Origin of the sequence: Streptococcus oricebi (genome assembly GCF_017883985.1) — a bacterium.
Lineage (GTDB): Bacteria > Bacillota > Bacilli > Lactobacillales > Streptococcaceae > Streptococcus > Streptococcus oricebi.
In genome coordinates this window covers 527,030-551,165 of sequence record NZ_PRDG01000001.1, presented here as the reverse complement: position 1 = coordinate 551,165, position 24,136 = coordinate 527,030, and the positions used below count along the sequence as shown (strand labels likewise).

The 24,136-nt window shown below is 44.9% G+C and carries 22 protein-coding genes and 1 pseudogene; 20 read left to right on the top strand and 3 right to left on the bottom strand.

Going from position 1 to position 24,136, the window contains the following annotated elements:
* The first annotated feature begins 4 nt into the window (after window positions 1–4).
* The 15 genes from C4K46_RS02595 (at window position 5) to rpsI (ending at window position 15,299) form a co-directional block, all read left to right on the top strand.
* Window positions 5–2,656, top strand: a complete 2,652-nt coding sequence (locus tag C4K46_RS02595; protein ID WP_209627059.1) for a valine--tRNA ligase — start codon at window positions 5–7, stop codon at window positions 2,654–2,656.
* 139 nt (window positions 2,657–2,795) lie between these two features.
* The gene (locus C4K46_RS02590) at window positions 2,796–3,413 is read left to right on the top strand and encodes a VOC family protein (protein ID WP_209627057.1); all 618 of its coding nucleotides are present in this window, start codon (window positions 2,796–2,798) and stop codon (window positions 3,411–3,413) included.
* A gap of 108 nt (window positions 3,414–3,521) precedes the next feature.
* Window positions 3,522–4,061: a 16S rRNA (guanine(966)-N(2))-methyltransferase RsmD gene (gene rsmD / locus C4K46_RS02585; protein WP_209627055.1), complete on the top strand. Its 540-nt coding sequence runs from the start codon at window positions 3,522–3,524 to the stop codon at window positions 4,059–4,061.
* Window positions 4,051–4,533 (top strand): pantetheine-phosphate adenylyltransferase, encoded by a 483-nt coding sequence (gene coaD, locus C4K46_RS02580; RefSeq protein WP_209627053.1) that lies wholly within the window; start codon window positions 4,051–4,053, stop codon window positions 4,531–4,533. Before rsmD ends, coaD begins: the two co-directional genes overlap by 11 nt.
* Window positions 4,530–5,582 (top strand): SepM family pheromone-processing serine protease, encoded by a 1,053-nt coding sequence (locus tag C4K46_RS02575; protein WP_209627052.1) that lies wholly within the window; start codon window positions 4,530–4,532, stop codon window positions 5,580–5,582. Before coaD ends, C4K46_RS02575 begins: the two co-directional genes overlap by 4 nt.
* A gap of 322 nt (window positions 5,583–5,904) precedes the next feature.
* Window positions 5,905–8,091 carry a PTS transporter subunit IIBC gene (locus C4K46_RS02570; RefSeq protein ID WP_209627050.1) on the top strand — a complete coding sequence of 729 codons (2,187 nt, stop codon included), beginning with the start codon at window positions 5,905–5,907 and terminating at the stop codon, window positions 8,089–8,091.
* An 11-nt stretch (window positions 8,092–8,102) separates the two neighbouring features.
* Window positions 8,103–8,918 (top strand): endonuclease/exonuclease/phosphatase family protein, encoded by an 816-nt coding sequence (locus tag C4K46_RS02565; protein ID WP_209627048.1) that lies wholly within the window; start codon window positions 8,103–8,105, stop codon window positions 8,916–8,918.
* A 264-nt stretch (window positions 8,919–9,182) separates the two neighbouring features.
* Window positions 9,183–9,656 (top strand): transcriptional regulator NrdR, encoded by a 474-nt coding sequence (gene nrdR, locus C4K46_RS02560; protein WP_209627046.1) that lies wholly within the window; start codon window positions 9,183–9,185, stop codon window positions 9,654–9,656.
* The gene (locus C4K46_RS02555; protein ID WP_209627044.1) at window positions 9,657–10,802 is read left to right on the top strand and encodes a DnaD domain protein; all 1,146 of its coding nucleotides are present in this window, start codon (window positions 9,657–9,659) and stop codon (window positions 10,800–10,802) included.
* Complete coding sequence (gene dnaI, locus C4K46_RS02550) at window positions 10,803–11,702, top strand: primosomal protein DnaI (RefSeq protein WP_209627042.1); 900 nt, start codon at window positions 10,803–10,805, stop codon at window positions 11,700–11,702.
* Window positions 11,699–12,412: a nitroreductase family protein gene (locus tag C4K46_RS02545; RefSeq protein WP_209627040.1), complete on the top strand. Its 714-nt coding sequence runs from the start codon at window positions 11,699–11,701 to the stop codon at window positions 12,410–12,412. Before dnaI ends, C4K46_RS02545 begins: the two co-directional genes overlap by 4 nt.
* A 19-nt stretch (window positions 12,413–12,431) precedes the next feature.
* Window positions 12,432–13,742: a ribosome biogenesis GTPase Der gene (der, locus tag C4K46_RS02540; protein ID WP_209627037.1), complete on the top strand. Its 1,311-nt coding sequence runs from the start codon at window positions 12,432–12,434 to the stop codon at window positions 13,740–13,742.
* 161 nt (window positions 13,743–13,903) lie between these two features.
* The gene (locus C4K46_RS02535) at window positions 13,904–14,164 is read left to right on the top strand and encodes a SemiSWEET family transporter (RefSeq protein ID WP_209627036.1); all 261 of its coding nucleotides are present in this window, start codon (window positions 13,904–13,906) and stop codon (window positions 14,162–14,164) included.
* Between the two features lie 276 nt (window positions 14,165–14,440).
* A complete protein-coding gene (gene rplM, locus C4K46_RS02530) occupies window positions 14,441–14,887 on the top strand; it encodes a 50S ribosomal protein L13 (protein WP_018371953.1) in 447 nt (148 codons plus the stop codon).
* A gap of 19 nt (window positions 14,888–14,906) precedes the next feature.
* Entirely contained in the window at window positions 14,907–15,299 is a 393-nt protein-coding gene (gene rpsI / locus C4K46_RS02525) for a 30S ribosomal protein S9 (protein WP_209627034.1), read from the top strand.
* Between the two features lie 270 nt (window positions 15,300–15,569).
* On the opposite strand, the pseudogene C4K46_RS02520 reads toward rpsI, so the two are convergent.
* Together C4K46_RS02520 and C4K46_RS02515 are read right to left on the bottom strand one after the other, a co-directional pair.
* Window positions 15,570–15,674, bottom strand: a pseudogene (locus C4K46_RS02520) (type II toxin-antitoxin system YoeB family toxin); the annotation flags it as partial.
* A gap of 114 nt (window positions 15,675–15,788) precedes the next feature.
* Entirely contained in the window at window positions 15,789–16,751 is a 963-nt protein-coding gene (locus C4K46_RS02515; RefSeq protein WP_209627031.1) for an asparaginase, read from the bottom strand.
* A 68-nt stretch (window positions 16,752–16,819) separates the two neighbouring features.
* Between C4K46_RS02515 and C4K46_RS02510 the strand changes: the two genes are divergently transcribed.
* Window positions 16,820–18,211, top strand: a complete 1,392-nt coding sequence (locus C4K46_RS02510) for a Cof-type HAD-IIB family hydrolase (RefSeq protein ID WP_209627029.1) — start codon at window positions 16,820–16,822, stop codon at window positions 18,209–18,211.
* Window positions 18,212–18,353: 142 nt separating this feature from the next.
* Here the strand turns inward: C4K46_RS02510 and C4K46_RS02505 are convergent, their stop codons facing one another.
* Entirely contained in the window at window positions 18,354–18,806 is a 453-nt protein-coding gene (locus C4K46_RS02505) for a universal stress protein (RefSeq protein ID WP_209627023.1), read from the bottom strand.
* A gap of 238 nt (window positions 18,807–19,044) precedes the next feature.
* Here C4K46_RS02505 and C4K46_RS02500 point away from each other — a divergent pair, with 238 nt between their 5' ends.
* The 4 genes from C4K46_RS02500 to aspS all read left to right on the top strand — a co-directional run bounded on the left by C4K46_RS02500 (window position 19,045) and on the right by aspS (window position 23,769).
* On the top strand, window positions 19,045–20,259 hold the full coding sequence (locus C4K46_RS02500) for a pyridoxal phosphate-dependent aminotransferase (protein WP_209627021.1): 1,215 nt from the start codon (window positions 19,045–19,047) through the stop codon (window positions 20,257–20,259).
* Window positions 20,260–20,355: 96 nt separating this feature from the next.
* On the top strand, window positions 20,356–21,144 hold the full coding sequence (codY, locus tag C4K46_RS02495; protein ID WP_209627019.1) for a GTP-sensing pleiotropic transcriptional regulator CodY: 789 nt from the start codon (window positions 20,356–20,358) through the stop codon (window positions 21,142–21,144).
* Complete coding sequence (locus tag C4K46_RS02490) at window positions 21,144–21,701, top strand: cysteine hydrolase family protein (protein WP_209627017.1); 558 nt, start codon at window positions 21,144–21,146, stop codon at window positions 21,699–21,701. Before codY ends, C4K46_RS02490 begins: the two co-directional genes overlap by 1 nt.
* 331 nt (window positions 21,702–22,032) lie before the next feature.
* Window positions 22,033–23,769, top strand: coding sequence for an aspartate--tRNA ligase (gene aspS, locus C4K46_RS02485; RefSeq protein ID WP_209627015.1), 1,737 nt, complete (start codon window positions 22,033–22,035; stop codon window positions 23,767–23,769).
* The last annotated feature ends 367 nt before the right edge of the window (window positions 23,770–24,136 follow it).

The window sequence follows — 24,136 nt, the reverse complement described above, 5'->3', positions numbered from 1 at the left end:
ACACATGACCAACAAAGAACTTTCATCGAAATACAATCCAGCTGAGGTTGAGGCTGGGCGCTATGCTAAGTGGCTGGAGGCGGATGTCTTTAAGCCATCTGGGGATGCAAAGGCTAAACCTTATTCTATCGTGATTCCACCACCAAATGTGACGGGGAAACTCCACTTGGGGCACGCTTGGGATACGACTTTGCAGGATATTATTATCCGCCAAAAGCGCATGCAGGGCTTTGATACCCTTTGGCTACCTGGTATGGACCACGCGGGAATTGCCACCCAGGCCAAGGTTGAGGAGCGTTTGCGCGGAGAGGGTATCTCTCGCTATGATTTGGGCCGGGAAAAATTCTTGGACAAGGTCTGGGAATGGAAGGATGAGTATGCGGCGACCATTAAGGAGCAGTGGGGCAAAATGGGTCTCTCTGTCGATTATGGGCGCGAGCGTTTCACACTGGATGCGGGCTTGTCAAAAGCGGTGCGCAAGGTCTTTGTTGACCTTTACAAGAAAGGCTGGATTTACCGCGGAGAATTTATCATCAACTGGGATCCAGCAGCAAGGACAGCCCTGTCTGATATTGAGGTCATCCATAAGGATGTCGAGGGGGCTTTCTACCACATGAACTACCCGCTGGAGGACGGCTCACGCAGCCTTGAAGTGGCGACTACTCGTCCAGAAACTATGTTTGGAGATGTGGCGGTAGCGGTCAATCCAGAAGACCCACGCTACAAGGGTTTGATTGGTAAAAATGTTATTCTACCAATTATCAATAAAGCCATTCCAATCGTGGCAGATGAGCATGCCGACCCTGAATTTGGAACGGGAGTTGTGAAAATTACTCCTGCCCATGACCCCAATGACTTCCTGGTCGGGCAACGTCACAATCTGCCCCAGGTCAATGTTATGAACGATGACGGAACTATGAACGATTTGGCGGCTGAATTTGCTGGTATGGATCGTTTTGAGGCTCGTAAGGCAGTTGTCAAGAAGCTAGAAGAGCTAGGTAGCCTGGTTAAAATCGAAAAACGTGTCCACAGCGTAGGACACTCTGAACGGACAGGTGTGCCGGTTGAGCCTCGCTTATCTACTCAGTGGTTTGTCAAAATGGATGAACTAGCTAAGAATGCGATTAAGAACCAAGATACCGAGGACAAGGTTGAATTTTACCCGACACGTTTCAATGATACCTTCCTCCAATGGATGGAAAATGTCCATGACTGGGTGATTTCGCGCCAACTTTGGTGGGGCCATCAAATTCCTGCCTGGTACAATAGCGCAGGTGAAATCTATGTAGGCGAGGAAGCACCAGCGGGCGAGGATTGGGTGCAAGATCCAGATGTGCTGGATACCTGGTTTAGCTCGGCCTTGTGGCCCTTCTCAACCATGGGTTGGCCAGATGAAGAAGCGGCAGACTTCAAGCGCTATTTCCCAACCTCTACCCTGGTCACGGGCTACGACATCATCTTTTTCTGGGTGTCGCGCATGATTTTCCAATCGCTGGAATTTACAGGTCGTGCTCCTTTTGAAAATGTCCTTATTCATGGACTGATTCGGGACGAAGAAGGACGTAAGATGTCTAAGTCTCTGGGCAACGGGATTGACCCGATGGATGTCATCGACCAGTATGGGGCGGACGCTCTGCGTTGGTTCTTGTCAAATGGTTCTGCTCCGGGGCAAGATGTACGCTTTAGCTATGAAAAAATGGATGCCTCCTGGAACTTTATCAACAAGATTTGGAATATTTCCCGCTATATTCTCATGAATAATGAAGGCTTGACACTTGGTCAAGCGCGTGATAAGGTAGATGCAGTTGCGGCTAATCAAGCCGGGAATGTCACTGACCGCTGGATTTTACATAATCTCAACGAAACCATTGCCAAGGTTACGGAAAACTTTGATAAATTTGAGTTCGGTGTGGCGGGGCATATCCTCTACAACTTTATCTGGGACGAGTTTGCCGACTGGTATGTCGAGCTGACCAAGGAAGTGCTTTATAGCGATAACGAAGCTGAAAAGCTTGTGACCCGCTCTGTATTGCTCTATACCTTAGACCAAATTTTGCGCCTACTTCACCCAATCATGCCTTTTGTAACCGAGGAAATCTTCCAGCAAATCTCTGCTGACAGCCTCGTTACAGCAGACTATCCACTGGTGCGTTCTGATTTTGAAAATAAAGAGGCAGCAGCTGGAGTTGAAGCACTCAAGGATTTGATTCGCTCAGTGCGTAATGCGCGCAGCGAAGTCAATGTCGCTCCAAGTAAGCCGATTACTCTCTTGGTTAAGCCCAGCGATAGTGATTTAGAGGCCTTTTTCAAAGAAAATGTCAACTACATCAAGCGCTTTACTAACCCAGAGCACCTGGAGATTGACAGCAAGCTAGCAACGCCAGACCTTGCCATGTCGGCGGTTATCACTGGTGCTGAAATCTTCCTACCGCTGGCTGACTTGCTCAATGTGGAGGAAGAATTAGCCCGCCTTAATAAGGAACTAGCCAAGTGGCAAAAAGAGCTGGATATGGTCGGACGAAAACTTGCTAACGAGAAATTCGTCGCCAATGCCAAGCCAGAAGTGGTCGAAAAAGAACGCCAAAAACAAGCTGATTACCAAGCCAAATACGATGCCACCCAGGCTCGTATCGCAGAAATGGAAAGGTTGAAATAGGATAACTCTTTACCCAGGCAAAAACTTGCCTGGGTTTTGTGATATAATGGTAGTCAAAGTTATGGCAAAGGAAATAGGAGTTGAGCATAGTAAAAATTTAGCCTAGAAGAGCAGGTTATGCTCTCTAAAGGAGGTTCTCATGAGAAGTGGACATGTCATTTATAAGGTAGATGATTTAGACCAGGCCGTAAAGGAATGGCGGGATAAGGGTTTTGTCGTAGAGTACGGCCGGACGGAAAATCCGATTAACGCCCTGATTTATTTTAGTGAGGGTGCCTATATAGAATTGTTGCAGACTACGGGCATGCCTAAAATCATTCAACTGATTGCTAAGTTCTTTAAACCGAAAAATCTGGAAAAATTTCTTTATTGGGAAAATTGTCCAGAAGGTTGGTGTGCTTTTTGCATTGAAAAGGATTGCGGTGATTTAGAGAAAGAAATAGCCTATCTCAAGGAAAACAAGATAGACGGTTTCTATCTAAAAAAGGGCAAACGAGAAGATACGCACGGACGAACTCTGAATTACAAGTGCTTCTTTACACAAGGACTGGACTTCCCCTTTCTGATGTCCTATTTTGATGTGGACCCCAAGCCTAAGGATTTTGTCCATCCAAATGGGAAGAGAAAAATAGGACATATTAAATATTATATTTCTGCTAAATACTATGATATTTTAAGAAAATTGATTGATGATGATAGTTTAGAAATTATCAAAGATAATCAGAGGGCGGGAACATTTGAAATTTCTATTGACTAGCTCCTCTCGTTTAAGGTCAAGTGTAAAGAAGTTGTGATTTTTTTCTCTAGTCCAATAAATAATTTTAAAAGCGCGATATTTTGCGCTTTTTTTGCTATAATGTTTTTTATGAGAGTTGTTGCAGGTAATTATGGGGGACGGCCACTCAAGTCCTTGGCTGGCCAGACGACGCGGCCGACCACTGACAAGGTCAAGGGGGCTATTTTTAATATGATTGGTCCTTATTTTGACGGTGGTAGGGTCCTGGACCTCTATGCAGGTAGTGGTGGCTTGGCCATTGAGGCTGTCTCGCGGGGGATGACTTCTGCTCTTTTGGTTGAAAAAGATCGACGAGCCCAGACGGTCATTCAGGAAAATATCAGAATGACCAAGGAGGAGGATAAGTTTTCTCTCTGGAAGATGGAGGCGACTCGGGCTCTGGCTCGTTTGGATCAGGTTTTTGACTTGGTTCTGCTGGATCCGCCCTATGCCAAGGAGCAAATCGTTTCTGATATTGAGAACCTGGCCCAGCGTCAGCTTTTGAGTCAGGAAGTGCTGGTGGTTTGTGAGACGGATAAGTCGGTCGAGCTACCCCAGGAAATAGCAGGGCTTTCTATCTGGAAGCAAAAAAATTATGGAATTTCAAAGGTGACGGTTTATGTCAGATAAGATTGGTCTATTTACGGGCTCTTTTGATCCGATAACACTGGGGCATGTAGATACGATTGAAAGGGCTAGTCATTTGTTCGACAAGCTCTATGTCGGTATTTTTTACAATCGAAAAAAGCAGGGGTATTTTTCTCTTGCTGAGCGCAAGCGCATGGTAGAAGGAGCTCTGGCTCATTTAGAAGGGGTAGAGCTAGTGACAGCTGAGAATCGTTTGGCTGTCGAGCTAGCTAGAGAATTGGGGGTCCAGTCTTTTGTTCGTGGTTTGCGAAATAGCGAAGATTTAGGCTATGAGGCCAATCTGACCTTTTTTAATGGGCAATTGGCACCAGAAATTGAGACAATTTTTCTCATTAGTCGTCCTGCCTACCAGTATATTAGTTCTTCCCGGATTCAGGAATTATTGGCCTTTAAACAAGATATTTCAGCCTATGTTCCAAAGAGCGTCATGAGGGAGTTAGAAAGAAAAGTATGAAAACAATCAAAACCTATAAATGGCCGATTCTGATTTTTCTGACAATCGGTCTAGCCTATACGGCCGTAATGGTCCGCTTGCCCTACTATGTAGAGGTACCAGGAATGGCTGAGGATATTCGCCAGGTACTTAGGGTAGATGACAAGGAAGATAAAGCTGATGGAAGTTATCAGTTTGTGACAGTTGGTGTGGAGCAGGCCACCTTTGCCCACCTAGTCTATGCCTGGTTAACCCCTTTTACCGATATTTATTCGGCCGAGGAAATGACCGGTGGTTCGACTCATCAAGAGTTTAATCGTATCAATCAATTCTATATGGAAACCTCGCAAAATGTTGCTAAGTATCAGGGTTTGACCACTGCTGGCAAGGAGATTAGTATGGACTATCTAGGGGTCTATGTCCTCAGTGTCACCAAGGATTCGACCTTCAAGGGAGTTTTAAACATCGCTGATACGGTGACTGGGGTTGATGATAAGACCTTTAAGAGCTCGGCAGAGTTGATTGACTATGTGGCCTCACACAAGATTGGGGATAAAGTCAAGGTCAACTATGAAGAGGATGGTCAAAAGAAGTCTGCAACTGGTAAAATCATCAAACTTGAAAATGGTAAGAATGGGATTGGTATTGGCCTCGTAGATCGGACCGAGGTCAAGAGCAGTATTCCTATTGAATTTTCAACCCAGGGAATTGGGGGTCCTAGCGCAGGCCTGATGTTTAGTCTAGCCATCTACACCCAGATTGCAGACCCTAACTTGAGAGCAGGACGAGATATTGCAGGGACTGGAACGATTGCCCAGGACGGTAAGGTTGGAGATATTGGCGGAATTGATAAGAAGGTGGTATCGGCTGCTCAAAGTGGAGCTGAGATTTTCTTTGTCCCAAATAATCCAGTAACCAAGGAGCAGAAAAAGGCAGATCCTAAGGCTAGGAGCAACTACGATGTGGCTGTAGAAACAGCTAAGAAAATCAAGACCAAGATGAAAATTGTCCCAGTCAAGACGCTGCAAGAGGCCATTGATTATCTAAAGAAAAATCAAGCGACTAGTTAAGAAGTTTATAAATCTAAGACTTATATAAAGCTCAAGGCCTTCAAGCCTTGGGCTTTTTCTTGGCCTACAATTCACTTTTCTTTTATTTTTGTAGGTCTAAAACTTGTTTGACTCCCGTTTAAATTTTTGGACATTTTTCTTGAGAAAGCCTTTACAAAAAATAAATAAATGGTATAATATATACGTGGTTATGCAAACGTTTGCAGAAGCGTTTGTTGTATTTTTTGTTCAGGTCGGGATGGTCCAGTCTGGCGGATTAGGTGGAGTCTGCTAGCCAATCATCCTACCAGAACCTAGTTTTAAATCAAAGGAGAAGTCTTAGATGAAAAAGACCTTTAAAAATATATTGAGCTTTGAATTTTGGCAGAAGTTCGGTAAGTGTCTGATGGTCGTTATTGCAGTAATGCCAGCTGCTGGTCTCATGGTCAGCCTGGGTAAGGCTGTTCCCATGATAAATCCCCAAATGGGTCTCTTGGTCACTATTGGTGGCGTGATGGAGCAAATCGGTTGGGGAATTATTGGCAACCTTCATGTGCTTTTTGCCCTTGCTATCGGTGGTAACTGGGCCAAGGAAAGAGCTGGCGGGGCCTTTGCTGCTGGTCTATCCTTCATTCTAATCAACCGGATTACCGGAAATATCTTTGGTGTGACCAGTGAAATGCTGGCCAATCCAGATGCGACTGTTCGGACTCTTTTAGGGGCCAAAATCAACGTTGCCAACTACTTTGTTAGTGTTCTGGAAGCACCTGCCTTAAATATGGGGGTTTTTGTAGGGATTATCGCTGGTTTTGTGGGAGCAACTGCCTATAATAAATACTATAACTATCGGAGCCTTCCAGACGCCCTGTCTTTCTTTAATGGCAAGCGTTTTGTGCCCTTCGTCGTTATCTTCCGTTCAACCCTTGTGGCCCTAGTCCTATCTCTGGTTTGGCCTTTGATTCAATCAGGAATTAACGCTTTTGGTTACTGGATTGCAAATTCTCAGGATACAGCTCCTTTCTTTGCACCTTTTATCTATGGTACCCTGGAGCGCTTGTTGCTACCATTTGGTCTCCACCACATGCTGACCATTCCGATGAACTACACGACTGTTGGGGGCACCTACACCATTATGTCAGGTGCTCAAGCTGGTCAGCAGGTCTTTGGTCAGGACCCTCTTTGGTTGGCCTGGGTTACTGACTTGGCTAATCTCAAGGGCTCCAATGCCAGTCAATACCAAGACTTGTTGACATCAGTGACTCCGGCCCGCTTCAAGGTTGGACAAATGATTGGTTCCTTTGGGATTCTAATGGGGATTGTGGTGGCTATTTACCGCAATGTGGATCCTGATAAGAAAAAGAAATATAAGGGAATGCTGACAGCTACGGCCCTGGCTGTTTTCTTGACAGGGGTAACTGAGCCGGTTGAATACATGTTTATGTTTATTGCCATGCCTCTCTATATTGTCTATGCCCTTGTTCAAGGTCTAGCCTTTGGAATGGCTGATTTGGTTAACCTCCGTGTTCACTCCTTTGGCTCCATTGAATTTTTAACTCGTACTCCTCTAGCCCTCAAGGCTGGTCTGGCTATGGATATTGTCAACTTTATCTGGGTCAGTCTGCTCTTTGGAGTAGTCATGTACTTTATTGCCAACTTTATGATTAAGAAATTTGCCTATGCGACTCCAGGTCGTTTGGGTAATTATGAAGGAGAAGCTAGTGAAGAAGGTGCTGGGTCAGCATCAACTGAACTAACAGGTGATTCTCAAGTTGTACAAATTATCAACCTACTAGGTGGCCGTGAGAATATCACTGATGTAGATGCTTGTATGACCCGTCTCCGGGTAACTGTCAAGGATGCCCAAAATGTTGGGTCAGAAGAAAAATGGAAACAGGCAGGAGCGATGGGCTTGATTGTCAAGGGCTCTGGTGTCCAAGCAATTTACGGTCCCAAGGCTGATATTTTGAAGTCAGATATTCAGGATTTATTGGACTCTGGCGCAGTGATTCCGGCTGCTGATTTTTCAGAGAAAAATTCAGAAGTAGCTGGGGCAAAAGCCAAAGTATTCAAAGGAATCACAGAAGAAATCCAAACAGTAGCCCAGGGAGAGGTTCTTCCTTTGGAAGAGGTCAAAGATCCGGTCTTTTCTCAAAAAATGATGGGGGACGGTTTTGCGGTTGAGCCTAGTCAGGGTGAAATCTATGCCCCTGTCTCTGGCCGGATAAGTAGCGTCTTTCCAAGCAAGCATGCACTAGGTCTGGTAACAGAGTCAGGCTTGGAAGTGCTCCTGCATATTGGGCTTGAAACTGTTAGTTTAGAAGGAGCTCCCTTTGAAGTTCAAGTAGAAGAAGGAGACCAAGTGAAGGCAGGCCAAGTCTTGGTTAAGGCTGATCTAGCAGCCATTAAGGCAGCCAAACGAGAAACCACAACCCTGGTCGTCTTTACCAATACAGTTGATTTGAAGACTGTTCAGCTTGAAAAAACTGGTCAGCAAGCAGCTGGGACAGTAGTGGCCAAGGTTGAATTATAGCGGGGGAAACTATGGCTAAATTTCTGACCTTAAATACCCATAGTTGGATGGAGGACCAGCCAGAGGAAAAACTGGCGGCCTTGGTCCAACGTATCCTAGAGGAAGACTATGACGTGATTTGCCTCCAAGAGGTCAATCAATTACAGGGCTCTTCAGAGTCCAAGGAGGTCTTTTCCTATCAGCCTGTGCCTGGCATGCCAAGGATTCATCAAGACCACTATGCTCGCACCTTGGTCGAACAACTGGAGCAAAAGGGTCGGACTTATCATTGGTCCTGGGTCTATAACCATATCGGTTTTGATCGTTTTCATGAAGGAGTGGCTATCTTAGCCAAGAATCCCTTGCAGGTGGAGGCTCTGACCCTTTCTGATATGGACGATCCAGCCGACTATCGGACCCGCAAGGTCCTGCTGGCTCAAACGGAATTGGACGGCCAGTTAGTTAGTCTGGCTAGCTGTCATTTTTCCTGGTGGGAGAAGGGCTTTCAAGGGGAATGGGCCCGACTAGAAGCTCGTCTGTCCAAGCTAGGGACTCCCCTACTTTTAATGGGTGACTTTAATTGTCCCTTTGAAGGACCAGGCTATCGAGAGATTTTAGCCAGTTCTTTGGGCTTAAAAGATAGCCATATAGAGGCTAAAGAAAGTCTGGGTCAAGCTACCGTTGAGGGTGAAATCGCTGGCTGGGAAGGCAATCAAGAAGCCTATAAGATTGACTATGCCTTTTTGAGTTCAGAGTGGACAGTGGAGCAGTCCAGTGTCGTCTTTGATAATCTGAGAGGGCCAATTATCAGTGACCATTATGGTTTAGAGGTTCTGGCCCACTTATAGATAAGTATGATGCAAGCAAGTTTGAAACAGGAGGTCGATTGGATTCGGCTTCCTCTTTTTTATAGGATTTACTTGCTGCTTTATTTCATTCTGGGAGTGGCTTGCTTTTGTTATCCATGAAAATATGATAAAATAAAGTATTAAGACTCTTTGGGAAGGGAAGGAATGGTCCTTGCTTGCTCCAGTTAGTAGCTGGCTAGCTTTTAGGGACTTTTGCATCCTGATTTATATTTCTTAGAGTAAAATATTCAAGGAGGTAGCCCTATGCGTTGTCCCAAATGTGGAGGAAGCAAATCAAGTGTGGTGGATAGTCGCCAGGCAGAAGACGGAAATACCATTCGGCGGCGGCGGGAATGCGAGGAGTGTCACCATCGTTTTACGACCTATGAGCGCGTGGAAGAGCGAACTCTTGTTGTAGTTAAAAAGGATGGAACGCGTGAGCAATTCTCCCGCGATAAAATTTTTAATGGAATTATTCGCTCAGCCCAGAAACGGCCTGTTTCTAGCGATGAAATCGAGAAATTAGTTAATCGAATTGAGCAAAAGGTCAGAAGCAATAGTGAAAATGAGGTAAGCAGTGACTTTATCGGTGGCCTGGTCATGGATGAATTGGCTGAATTAGACGAGATTACCTATGTCCGCTTTGCCAGTGTCTATCGGAGTTTTAAGGATGTGGGTGAGCTAGAAAGCCTACTCAAACAAATCACCAAGGGTGTAAAAAGGAAAAAGGAAGAATAGATGAAACCAAATGATCATTTTTCATTTTTGAAAAATAATCAAGTCAGTCAAGATACGAGAACTTTACTTCGTTTTTATGCGCCGATTTTAGGAAAAGAGGCAACCAGCCTCTATCTATACTGTCTGGCTTTTTGGGACAATGGTCAAGATGTCTACACCCTGGGGCATATCCTCAATCATCTGGATATGGGCATGGATAGTCTAAAGAAGGCCTTGGAAAGATTGACTGCTCTAGGTCTCCTCGACCTTTATCAGGACCAGTCGGGCTATCTTTTTAAGCTTTATCCGTCCCTTTCAGCAGAGGACTTTTTGGCCCATCATGTTTATCGGCGCCTCTTGGAAAAGAGAATTGGAGAAGCAGCTCTGCTAGCCATGGAACAGCCAGATCCAAAAGGACAAAAATTATCCAAAAAACTATCTGAAATTTTTGATGAGGCAGAAGTTCCCCTAGCCAACTCTAGCAGCCAGAAAGACTTTGACTTGACTCGGTTCAAGCAGCTGATGGCCAGGGACCAACTGCGCTTTAGCGAGGAGAAAGAGGACCTCCTCTCCCTTTTTGCTATCAGTGAGCAGCAAAACTGGACCTGGTATGAGACCTATCTCTTGGCCAAGGAGACAGCTATCAACCATTTGATTTCTCCTAAGAGAATGCGCAATAAACTGGCCCAAGAGCGTCTAGAAGAAGAATTTTCCAAGCAGGAGAAGGTCATTATCCAGGAGGCCAAAAGAAAGAGTCCTCCGCTATTTCTAGCAGAGGTTAAGAGTACCCTAGAGGCGACCATCACTAGTGGGGAGCGGAAAATCCTAGCCGACATGCAGGCCTTGGGTCTACTAGATGAGGTCATCAATATCATTGTTCTCTATAGTTTAAATCGGGATGGCTCAGCCACCCTCAAACAAGGTCTGACCCTGACTGTGGCCAATGACTTTGCTCACAAGAAAATCCATACTGCCGAGGAGGCCGTATTGAAAATTCGCGAACGTAGACAGGCACAGAAGCAAGCCCAGGAAAAAAAGGCTCAACCAGAGAGCAATATCCCTACTTGGAGTAAGCCAGACTATAAAAATGAAACCAGTCCAGAACAGCAAAGTGAATTAGAAGCAGAAAAAAGACGCCTACTAGCCAAACTAGAAGGAGGTGACTAGATGGAAAAAATTGGACAAACCCTATCCCACAAGGACAAACCCCAGCGCTTGAACTATGACGAGCTTGTGCAACAAATCTTAAACGACCCAGATGTTCAGGCCTTTATTGAACAGGAAAGATTGAGTCCAGCAGAGATTTCTAGGAGCATTTCCAAATTCAATCAATACATCAGTGAACGCAATCGTTTTCTCCTGGGAGATGAAGACTATCTGGCCAAGGGTTACAAGCCTATCCTTATCAAAAATGAGGGTTATGCAGATGTCAGCTATCAAGAAACAGCTGAATTAGTAGAGCAACAAAAGCAGGAAGCGATAAAGAATCGTCTCAATCTAATCAGTCTGCCAGCCAGTCTCAAGGAAGCCAGTCTAGCCAAGGTTGATTTGGATGATATTGGTCGTTACAAGGCTTTTGAGCTCTTGACCAATTTTGTCGCAGCCTATCCTCACTACCAAAAAGCCCTCTATCTTTATGGAGACTTTGGAGTTGGAAAGAGCTATATGATGGCAGCCCTGGCCCATGATTTGTCAGAAAAAAAAGGCCTGTCAACCACCCTTTTACATTATCCAAGTTTTGTCTTAGATGTGAAAAATGCCATTAGTTCAGGCCTAGTCAAGGAAAAAATCGACCAGGTCAAACTGGCCCAAGTATTGATTTTAGATGATATAGGAGCGGAGCAATCCAGTCCCTGGATGCGCGATGAGATTTTGCAAGTTATTTTGCAGCACCGCATGCAGGAAAATCTGCCCACCTTCTTTACCTCTAACTTTAACTTTCAAGAGTTAGAGCGCCACTTTGCTAGCTCCAAAAATGGAGATGAGACTTGGCAGGCTAAAAGGGTCATGGAGAGAATCAAGTATCTGGCCCAGGAAGTTCGACTAGAGGGGGAAAACCGCCGATGAATCCTACTATCTCCTTAATGAAAAATCACCGCTCCGTCCGTCGCTTCACCGACCAGGCCATCTCTGAAGAAGAACTAAGGACAATTATTGATGCTGGACGAGCAGCTTCTAGCTGGAAGAATTTTCAGTCTTACTCTATTATTCTTATCCGTAGCCAGGCCAAGAAGGAGGCCATCTATCAATTAGTCCCCCAGGAGGCTATCCTTCAAGCTGATACCTTCCTCCTATTTGTTGGGGACCTCAACCGAGCCCAAAAAGGAGTGGCCTTACATACCGAGGACTTTTATCCTGCTGGTCCAGAAAATCTCTTGATAAGCTCGGTAGATGCCAGTCTTGCTGCACAAAATACACTTTTGGCAGCTGAAAGTCTGGGCTATGGTGGAGTTATTATCGGCCTTGTCCGCTACGCTGCTAAAGAAATTGGTCAACTGGTCAACCTACCCGCCTATACCTATCCAATCTTTGGTATGGCCTTGGGGAAACCAGCCCAGGAAAATGCGGTCAAACCCCGCTTGCCTTATGACAGCATCGTTTTTTCTGAGGAGTATCAGGAGCAAGAAGCAGAAATTATAGAGGACTATGATCAAGTCCAGGCCGCCTATGCCGGACAAAGAGCACCAAGTAGCTGGAGTGAACGACTAGCCCAGCAGTTTGGTGAACCAGCCAATCAAGCTAGTCAGAACTACCTAAAAGACCAGAAATTATTATAATTAGAAAAAGGGAGAAATCATGGCTTTACCAACTATTGCAATTGTGGGCCGTCCTAATGTCGGAAAATCAACCCTCTTTAACCGAATCGCTGGCGAGCGAATCTCAATTGTCGAAGATGTAGAAGGGGTTACCCGGGACCGAATCTACGCTACCGCTGATTGGCTCAATCGAAAATTTTCACTGATTGATACAGGTGGAATTGATGATGTCGATGCCCCATTTATGGAGCAAATCAAGCATCAGGCTGAAATTGCTATGGATGAAGCCGATGTTATCGTCTTTGTCGTGTCTGGAAAAGAAGGGATTACCGATGCGGATGAATATGTCGCCCGGATGCTCTATAAGACCCACAAGCCAGTTATCCTAGCTGTAAATAAGGTGGACAATCCTGAAATGCGTAGTGATATTTATGATTTCTATGCCCTAGGCCTAGGGGAACCCTATCCAGTCTCTAGTGTTCATGGGATTGGGACAGGAGACGTTTTGGATGCCATTGTGGAAAATCTACCGACAGAGGAAGTCCAAGAAAACCCTGATTTAATCAAATTTAGCCTTATCGGGCGCCCCAATGTTGGTAAATCCAGCCTAATCAATGCCATTTTGGGAGAGGACCGAGTGATTGCTAGTCCAGTGGCTGGTACGACCAGAGATGCCATAGACACCCACTTTGTGGATGCTGAAGGTCAGGAATTTACCATGATTGACACAGCTGGAATGCGCAAGTCTGGTAAGGTCTATGAAAATACCGAGAAATACTCTGTCATGCGGGCCATGCGGGCTATTGACCGCTCAGATGTGGTCCTGATGGTCTTGAATGCCGAAGAAGGTATTCGCGAGTATGATAAACGCATTGCTGGTTTTGCCCATGAGGCAGGAAAAGGGATGATTATCGTAGTCAATAAATGGGATACCTTGGAAAAGGATAATAAAACTATGCAGAATTGGGAGGCGGACATTCGCGACCAGTTCCAATACCTATCCTATGCCCCGATTGTCTATGTTTCTGCCCTAACCAAACAACGTCTCCATAAGTTACCAGGCTTGATTAAGCAGATTAGCCAGAGTCAAAATACTCGGATTCCATCTTCTGTCTTGAATGATGTGATTATGGATGCAGTAGCCATCAACCCAACACCGACCGACAAGGGTAAGCGTCTCAAAATCTTCTATGCGACCCAGGTGGCAGTTAAACCGCCAACCTTTGTGGTCTTTGTCAATGAGGAAGAGCTGATGCACTTTTCCTACCTACGTTTCTTGGAAAATCAAATCCGTAAGGCCTTTGTCTTTGAGGGGACACCGATTCATCTAATCGCTAGAAAAAGGAAATAAGTCCTTCAAGCAAGGATAAACCACCGTCAGGTGGTTTTTTTGCTTAAAGACCAAGGGTCTATTTCTGAAAATTTACAAAACATTTGCAACTAGAAAATTTTTCTGCTATACTGGTCCCAATCAAAGATAAGAGAAGACCCTCTCTTAAGAAAGGAAAGATAATGACTGAAAAACAATTAAAAATCTTAGGTTGGATTGCAACTGCCATGTCTGTAATGATGTATGTGTCCTACCTAGCCCAAATCAAAAACAACCTAGCTGGCAATAAGGGAGACTTTATTCAGCCGACAGTAGCAGCCATTAACTGCACCCTTTGGGTATGCTATGGCTTATTTAAGGAAAAAAGAGACCTGCCCTTGGTTGCTGCCAATCTCCCAGGTATCGTTTTTGGCCTGGTCACAGCAGTTACAGCCTTGATGTAAAAAATTGAAGAAGTAGCTCGGCTGACGCCAAGTTTAGGGAAAAGATTTCTCTTGCATGCTTATTTCTTCTTCATTTTTTCCTAAAAGCCAATTAAAAACGATTTCAGGCTAAAAAAGCAAGAAACTTACTGCAAATATATTGACTTTTACCCCAAGAATTTGGTATGATGTTAGATGGTATTGTTTACCCCATTTGAAAGGCCCCGGAACCTTCCAAATAACTCGTGGACCGGAACATCCACACTGTAAACAAAAGCAATCGATATAGGAGAAATCATGAACAAAACAACATACATGGCTAAGCCAGGTGAAGTTGAACGCAAATGGTATGTAGTTGACGCTACTGATGTACCTCTTGGACGCCTTTCAGCTGTAGTTGCAAGCGTACTTCGTGGAAAAAACAAACCAACATTCACACCCCACACTGACACAGGTGACTTCGTAATCGTTATCAACGCTGAAAAAGTTAAATTGACTGGTAAAAAAGCAACTGATAAGATCTACTACACTCACTCAATGTATCCAGGTGGATTGAAGTCTATCTCAGCTGGTGAACTTCGTTCTAAAAACGCTGTTCGTCTGATTGAAAAATCAGTTAAAGGGATGCTTCCGCACAACACTCTTGGACGTGCGCAAGGTATGAAACTAAAAGTATTTGTTGGTGGCGAACACACTCATGCTGCTCAACAACCAGAAGTTCTTGATATTTCAGGACTTATCTAAGGAAAGGAGCAGATAAAACATGGCACAAGCACAATATGCAGGTACAGGACGCCGTAAAAACGCTGTTGCACGCGTTCGTTTGGTTCCAGGTACTGGTAAAATCACTGTCAATAAAAAAGATGTAGAAGAGTACATTCCACATGCTGACCTTCGTCTTGTCATCAACCAACCATTTGCAGTTACTTCAACTGTAGGTAGCTACGACGTATTCGTTAATGTTGTAGGTGGTGGTTACGCTGGTCAATCAGGTGCGATTCGTCACGGTATCGCCCGTGCCCTTCTTCAAGTAGACCCAGACTTCCGCGACTCACTCAAGCGCGCAGGACTTCTTACACGTGACGCTCGTATGGTTGAACGTAAGAAACCAGGTCTTAAGAAAGCACGTAAAGCTTCACAATTCTCAAAACGTTAAGAAGGACTACAATACAACTTTTACAAACACTCAATGTTTACCTCATTGGGTGTTTTTTATTGCACTTTTTAGAAAGTTCACCTCAAAATTTACCTCATTTTCACCTTACTTATTTTTGAGTTCTCTATAAGCGACTTCTTCTGCACTAAGAGCGACAAGATTTGAAGTATTAACATGAACTCGGCTTGTACTCAGGTCCCTATTGCTTATCATAAATAATCAGTTTCCTTGTTGAAATTAAAACAGCAGCCACTTGCTAGTTGACTGCTGTTATTTATAGCGGTCTCGAAAAGATAAGAAATAAATCTCCTCTTCTTCAAGCATATAGACTAAACGGTGTTCATCTGTAATTCTACGAGACCAAGCACCAGAAAAGCCCCAGTAGTGTTAATACTGAGACTTTTGCCTTGTCTTCTGTATAAGTAGGATATTCTTGTTGTTGCTATTATTTCATAGGTTGGGTGAGAACAGCAAGAGCAACTGCTTTTGCTATCCTTCCATATATTCTCTTAGTTCTTGTCCTTTAAGTCCAGCATTGAGGGCGATGAGGAGTTTGAGTCGGGCCTTGGCAGCGTTTAGCTCCTTGACGAAAAAGACACCGGCCTGGCGGAGTTGTACGCCGCCACCCTCGTAGGCATAGACAGGTTCGGCAATGCCGTTGAAGCAACGGGAAACTAAGGCGACAGGGAGGCCTGTCTGGACTAGCTGGGCTAGTTTATCAGCGGCAGCTGGTGGGAGGTTGCCGGCTCCAAAGGCTTCAATGATGAGGCCATCGATTTGTGTCAAGTCCAGCATTTGGAGGAGTTCGGTCTCCATGCCAGCATAGGCTGAGATAATGGGAACCAGGCCCGTAATTTTCTGTAAGTCAAAGCGTACGCGCGGCTCCGCTGTTTTGAAATAAAGGATTTCCTTTTTCATAATCAGGCCCAGGGGACCATGAGTTGGGGTTTGAAAGGTGCTGACATTGGTTGTGTGGGTCTTGGTCACATACTTGGCAGCATGGATTTCGTCATTCATGACAACCAAGACTCCCTTGCCACGCGCTTTATCATCGCTCGCTACTCGTAGGGCGCTTAGGTAGTTGTAGACCCCGTCGCTCCCTAACTCATTAGAACTACGCATGGCACCGGTCAGGACGACAGGCAAATCTGGTAGGGCCATAGTATCTAAAAAATAGGCGGTTTCTTCCAGAGTATCGGTCCCATGGGTGATGACGACTCCGTCAAACTTTGACGCCTCTTGCTTGATTTTATGGTAAATTTCCAGCATGTGGCAGGGCTTGATTTGAGGACTGGGCAGATTGAAAATGTCGCAAGTACTGGTTTCAACATTTTCCAGGCTGAGCTGGACATGGTTCATGGGATTATCTGGGCTAGTAACCACTCTCCCTCCTGGGTCGGCCTGCATAGAAATGGTACCGCCGGTATGCAAAACCAAGATTTTCTTCGTCATTCGTGAGCTTCTCCTCAAATTATGTTATAATTATTTATTGTATCATAAAAGAAAGGAATGAAAAAGAAGTGGAAATAAAAGCAGTCTTTTTTGATATTGATGGGACCCTGGTCAATGATAGCCGGACGGTCCTCAAATCAACAGAGCAGGCGATTCAAAACTTGAAGGAGCAGGGCATTCTTGTTGGACTTGCTACGGGTCGTGGTCCCTTTTTTGTTCAGCCTTTCATGGAAGCCCTAGACTTGGACTTTGCAGTGACCTATAATGGTCAGTATGTCTTTTCCAAGGACCGGGTCATTTCGGCAAATCCGATTGACAAGCAAAGTTTACGGGCCATTATTGACTATGCTAGAGCCCATAAGAAGGAAATTGCTCTGGGAACCAAGGATGGTGTTTTAGGTAGTAAAATCATGACCTTTGGCATGAGTCGTTTTTCTCAAAGGACCAGTCGTTTTGTTCCCAAGAAGATGACTAGTTATGTCAGCCACACCTTTAATCGTTTTGTCAGCAAGGCCCTGCCCCAGCAAAAGGCAGACCTACTTAAGTTGATTCAGGAGCCCATTTATCAGGTCTTGATGCTGGCTAGTCCCGAGGAAAGCCAGCAGATTGAGGAGACTTTTTCCCATCTTAAGTTTACTCGGAGCAGTCCTTTTGCAGCAGATATTATCAATCAAGGAGTCTCCAAGCTAGAAGGAATTAAAAGGGTCGGTCAGGAATATGGCTTTACGATTGACCAGGTCATGGCTTTTGGTGATTCAGACAATGATTTGGAGATGCTCTCAGGCGTCGGACTTTCGATCGCTATGGGGAATAGTACCAGTCAGGTCAAGGAGATTGCCAAGCATACGACTAGCAGTAATAGCCAGGACGGTATTCATAAGGCCTTGGAGCACTTTGGAATTTTAGCTAACGATCAGGTCTTTACAAGTAGTGACCATCACTTTAATCAGGTCAAGCAATTTCATAGTGTTATGGACCAGTCAACCCAGGAGGAGCCCTTGGCCTGGACTCCAGAGGCTGCAAGGCATCGGGCAGACTTCAAACTAGAGGAATTAGTCGAGTTTATCCGAGCAGCCAGCTCTTCTGAGGAAGAGTTTGCTCAATCTGTCCAGGCCCTCCATCAAGCTCTGGATAAGGCAGTTGCTAAGGTCAAGTCCAAGAGCCAGGCTCAAATCTCCCTGGTAGGGCAGGTAGATGCTTTGATAGATACTCTTTACTTGACCTATGGAACCTTTGTCCTGATGGGGGTAGACCCGGAACGGCTCTTTTCCATTGTCCATCGAGCCAATATGGGGAAGATTTTCCCTGATGGAAAAGCGCATTTTGACCCAGTAACCCATAAAATCTTAAAACCAGATGATTGGGAGGAAAAGTATGCTCCCGAGCCTGCTATCAAAAAAGAACTAGAACGGCAGATTGCAGCTTATCAAAAAACGCAAGAACAAGAAAAAGAAGAATAAAGCCTGGAAAGCTCCTTAGAGATTCTCTAGGCTTTTTCTTTGCAAGAAAAAAACACTGACCGTTGCCAGTGCTTTGAGTGGCTCTCCAAAAGTCGGACAAGAAAAAATCTAACTTTTGGGGTGCCGTATGTTTTATTCTGTGTCACAAGGTTTTTTCCTTATCTCTGACAACCAAGAGATCAACCTTGGCGTGGCGTAGGATATACTCGGAGGAAGAGCCGACTAGGAGGCGTTCAAAGGCATTGAGGCCAGTAGCCCCAACCATAATGAGGTCAACCTTTTGGTCCTTGGGAATATCAACAGCCAGTAAGGTCTTGGGATTGCCCATTTCAATGACCTGGACTAAATCGGAAATTCCAGCTTCACGCGCCTTATTTTCATAGTCGTCAAGGAGCTTTTTAGCCTCCGCTTGCAGTTCTTCATAGACGTCCGCATCAAAGGTAGAGACACTCTGTAGGGCGCGGGTATCAATAACGTGAACAAGGGTTAGTCTGGACTGGTTTCTCAGGGCGACGTTCACTCCCTTAGAAAAGGCTAGTTCGGCTTCGGCTGAGCCGTCAACTGCTACCATAATGTTTTCATACTTTTGCAACATAAGCCTACCTCCATTCTTTATTTACCTCTATTGTAACCCTTTTCATGAAAGAAGTAAAGTAATTTCCAGTTTCTTATTCTTCTCTGGCTGGAGGGGTCAGTTCTCGCTAGTTGTAGGAGAATGGCTGAGGCTAGCTCTTACAGTCTCCCAGTCCTCTCCACAAAATGTAAGATTTTTTTAGATTTTTGCAATAAATTGCGTTATAATAGAGTGACTCTGTATGAAGTGAGGAAAAGAAATGAAAGAATTTAATAAATCAGCCAAGCTAGAGCATGTTGCCTATGATATTCGTGGTCCAGTCCTAGAAGAAGCTATGCGCATGCGGGCTAATGGGGAGAAGATTCTACGTCTGAATACGGGGAATCCGGCTGAATTTGGCTTTACCGCTCCTGATGAGGTGATTCATGATTTGATTATGAATGCGCGTAATAGTGAAGGCTATTCTGACTCTAAGGGAATTTTTTCAGCTCGCAAGGCCATTATGCAGTACTGCCAGCTTAAGAAGTTTCCTAATGTCGATATTGAAGATATCTATGTCGGTAATGGGGTGAGTGAGTTGATTGTCATGTCTATGCAGGGCTTGCTGGATGATGGTGATGAGGTCTTGGTTCCGATGCCGGACTATCCTTTGTGGACCGCGGCAGTCAGTCTGGCGGGTGGTAATGCCGTCCACTATATCTGTGATGAGCAGGCCGAATGGTATCCAGATATTGACGATATCAAGTCCAAGATTACTTCAAATACCAAGGCTATTGTGGTGATTAACCCTAACAATCCAACTGGGGCCCTTTATCCTAAGGATATTCTGGAGGAGATTGTTGAGATTGCTCGGCAGAATGATTTGATTATTTTTGCGGATGAAATCTATGATCGCCTGGTCATGGATGGGGAGCAGCATATCCCAGTCGCTAGTCTAGCACCAGACCTCTTTTGTGTCAGCATGAATGGTCTTTCTAAGTCCCACCGTATCGCTGGTTTTAGGGTGGGTTGGATGGTCCTTTCTGGTCCTAAGAGGCATGTCAAGGACTATATTGAGGGGCTCAATATGCTGTCTAATATGCGGCTCTGTTCCAATGTTTTGGCCCAGCAGGTCGTTCAAACCTCTCTCGGTGGCCACCAGTCAGTGGATGATTTGATCCTGCCAGGAGGCCGTATTTACGAGCAAAGAAACTTCATCTACAAGGCCATTAACGATATTCCAGGTCTTTCGGCAGTCAAGCCCAAGGCTGGTCTTTACATCTTTCCAAAGATTGATCGGGACATGTATCGGGTCGATGATGATGAGCAGTTCGTCCTAAACTTCTTGAAGCAGGAGAAGATTTTGCTGGTCCATGGTCGTGGTTTCAACTGGAAGGAGCCGGACCATTTCCGGATTGTTTACCTGCCGCGCGTGGATGAGTTGGCAGAGATTCAAGAGAAGATGACCCGTTTCTTACAGCAGTATCGTCGCTAATTGACTATAATTGTATTTCAATAGGCAATTTTCAGATAATTATTGAAATTACAAATTTTTTCTGTTATAATGATAGAATAAATAACGAGGTAAATTATGGCAGAATTATTAGAAAAAACTAGGAAAATTACGTCGATTCTTAAGCGTTCAGACGAGGCCCTTCAGGAGGAGCTTCCCTACAATGCGATTATGCGGCAACTGGCAGATATCATTGACTGCAATGCCTCCATTGTCAATAGCAAGGGAAAATTATTGGGCTACTTCATGCGCTATAAGACCAATAATGACCGAGTAGAAGCCTTCTATCAGAGCAAGACCTTTCCAGAGGACTATGTGAGGGCGGCCAATCTTATCTATGATACAGAGGCCAATTTGTCTGTGGACCATGACTTGTCCATCTTTCCGGTTGAAACCAAAGAGGACTTTCCGGAAGGTCTCACGACAGTGGCCCCTATTCATGTTTCAGGGATTCGCCTAGGTTCTTTGATTATCTGGCGCAATGATAAAAAATTTGATGATGATGACTTGATACTGGTTGAGATTGCCAGTACCGTTGTAGGGATTCAACTTCTTAACTTCCAGCGAGAGGAAGACGAGAAAAACATCCGTCGCAGAACAGCGGTCACCATGGCTGTTAATACCCTGTCTTACTCCGAATTGAGAGCCGTATCAGCCATTTTGAGTGAGTTGAATGGTAGCGAGGGTCAGCTAACAGCTTCGGTCATTGCAGATCGAATCGGGATCACCCGCTCGGTGATTGTCAATGCTCTTCGTAAGCTAGAAAGTGCAGGCATTATCGAAAGTCGTTCCTTGGGAATGAAGGGGACCTATCTCAAGGTTCTAATTCCAGATATTTTTGAAGAGATTAAAAAGCGAGACTACTAATGACCCAGGCTCTCATTTCGATTGATTACACCTTTGATTTTGTGGCTGATGAGGGCAAGCTCACGGCGGGCCCGCCCGCTCAAGCGATTGCAGCTACCATTGCTCAAGTCACTAAATCAGCCTATGAGCGGGGAGATTTTATTTTCTTTGCCATTGATGCTCATGAAGGAGGTGATAGCTATCACCCGGAAAGCAAGCTCTTTCCTCCTCATAATCTCAAGGGGAGTAAGGGACGAGAGCTTTATGGTCCCCTAGCTGATTTTTATGAGGAGCACAAGGACAGTGAGCGTCTGTTCTGGTTGGACAAGCGCCATTATTCGGCCTTCTCAGGAACAGATTTGGATATTCGCTTGCGGGAACGCAAGGTGGATACGGTGATTTTAACAGGGGTTTTGACGGATATTTGTGTTCTTCATACAGCCATTGATGCCTACAATCTAGGCTATCAAATCCAGGTAATCGAACCCGCAGTAGCCTCACTTTCCCCAGAAAATCATCAATTTGCGCTCAAGCACTTGCAAAATGTCTTGGGAGCGGTTATAATAGAGACAATTTAATAGATAAAGAAGAAGTAGAGTAGGTTTGTTTTTCTTGCCCAGAGAGTGTTGGAGGCTGAGAGCAACACCAAGAAAACATTGTCCGAAGAACATACTTCAAGCTTTCTTTATGTGATTTAAAAGCATAAACGTTGCTCACGTTACGAGCTTAGAGATTGCATTTTTGCAATAAAAAACAGTGGTACCACGGCTTTTCGTCTGTTTAACAGATGAAGAGCCTTTTTTAGGCCTAAAAAACCACTGGCGCGAAAAAGTCTTTTTGTAAAAGTAGGGAGTAGGCTAGGGGCTTTGGTCCGGTCCTTCCTAAAATAAAAGCTGGAAAGAGAAGAAAATGAAAGAAATTTTTATTGGTAACTATGGTTTGGAGCAGGTTGGCCAAACCTTGACTGCGACTGGCTGGGTCGCAAATATCCGTAATCATGGCAAGCTAGCCTTCATTGAATTGCGGGACCGCGAAGGAATCTTGCAGGTCTTTGTGGACAGCTCGATAGCTGATTTTGAAAAGTTGACTGGTCTGCACAAGGAGTCTGTCCTTGCAGTTACAGGGGAGCTGGTTAAACGTGAGGAACGTTTCGTCAATCCAGCTATTAAATCAGGCCAGGTAGAATTACGGGCGGAGAAGATTGAAATTCTAGCTGCCAGCAAGGTCCTACCCTTTGAGCTGGATAGCCATGCCCATACAGGAGAGGAATTGCGCCAGAAGTACCGCTATTTGGACTTGAGACGCAAGCAGATGACCGAAAACCTTAAACTTCGTCACCAAGTGACCAGCAGCATTCGAGACTATCTGAATCAATCAGACTTTCTGGAAGTGGAAACACCCTATCTGACCAAGTCAACGCCAGAAGGGGCTAGGGATTTCTTGGTACCTAGTCGGGTCTTTAAGAATCAGTTTTATGCCCTACCCCAAAGTCCTCAAATGTTGAAACAGCTTTTAATGGGGGCTGGTCTAGAACGTTATTATCAGCTTGTTCGCTGTTTCCGCGATGAGGACCTTAGAGGGGACCGTCAACCCGAGTTTACCCAGGTGGACTTAGAGCTGTCTTTCGCTACAGAAGAAGAGATTAGAGATTTAGTTGAGGGCATGCTTAAGGCGGTTGTCAAGGCTGCTAAGGGGATTGAGATAAAGGAAGCTTTTCCTCAAATTTCTTACGAAGACGCCATGAGTCGTTTTGGGTCAGATAAGCCCGATACCCGCTTTGGAATGGAATTGAAAGATTTGACAGATTTGGCCCGCCAGCATGAAAATCTTTTTGTACAAAAAGCCTTAAAAGAAGGTGGCCTAGTCATGGGACTTTGCGCCAAGGGGGCTCTTGGTCGCTTTAGCAATAAGCAAATGAGCCAGTTTAAGCAAAGAATGAAAGACTTTGGAACCATGAGTTTTGGTAGCTTGGGTATAGAAGCTGGTAAGCTTACGGGAAGTTTGGCTTCTAGCTTTGCCCCCTATCAGGCAGAACTTCTTCCTTTATTTGAGGCCGAAGATGGAGATCTAATCTTTATCTTGACCGGAGCTAAAAAACGAGTCCAAGAGGCCTTGGGACAGTTGCGTTTGATTCTGGCTAAGGAACTGGATTTGATCGATGAGAGCAAGTTGAACTTTCTCTGGGTTGTTGACTGGCCGCTTCTAGAGTGGAACGAGGACCAAAATCGCTATCAGGCCATGCACCATCCCTTTACTCAGGGAATCTTTGAAGAGGGGCTTGAAGCAGGTCAACTCAAGAGTCACGCCTATGATATTGTCCTAAACGGCTATGAGATTGGTGGCGGAAGCTTACGGATTCATGGTCGAGAAGCTCAGGAAGAGATGTTTGCCCTACTAGGCATGGCCAAGGAAGATTATGAGCGTGACTTTGGTTTCTTCCTTGAAGCTCTGGACTATGGTTTCCCACCCCATGGTGGTCTAGCCTTGGGCTTGGACCGTTTGGTTATGATTTTAGCGGGTGAGGAAAATATTCGTGAAGTGATTGCCTTTCCAAAGAATGGAACTGGCCATGACCCAATGTTAGAAAGTCCTAGCCTGGTCTCAGAAAAACAGCTGGCCGAATTAAGTTTGGAATTAAAAGATTAAGCCCATAAAGCTCCCTTTTATGGTAAAATAGAACAGGAAAACGAGATATGAAATTGAACACGCCCTAAAAACTTTGAAAATTAGACAAACCCTCCTAGAAGCTGGAGCTTCTTCGTCAGGTTTCCTAAATTTCTCTCGTTTTCTTAACGGGCTTTGTATCTTATAATTGAACACGCCCTAAAATCTCGGAATTTAGACAAAATCTCCTAGGTTCATGGAACCTTCGTCGGTTTTCCTAAAATTCAGTCGATTTTTTAACGGGCTTTGTATCTTGTAATTGAACACGCCCTAAAATCTCGGAATTTAGACAAAATCTCCTAGGTTCATGGAACCTTCGTCGGTTTTCCTAAAATTCAGTCGATTTTTT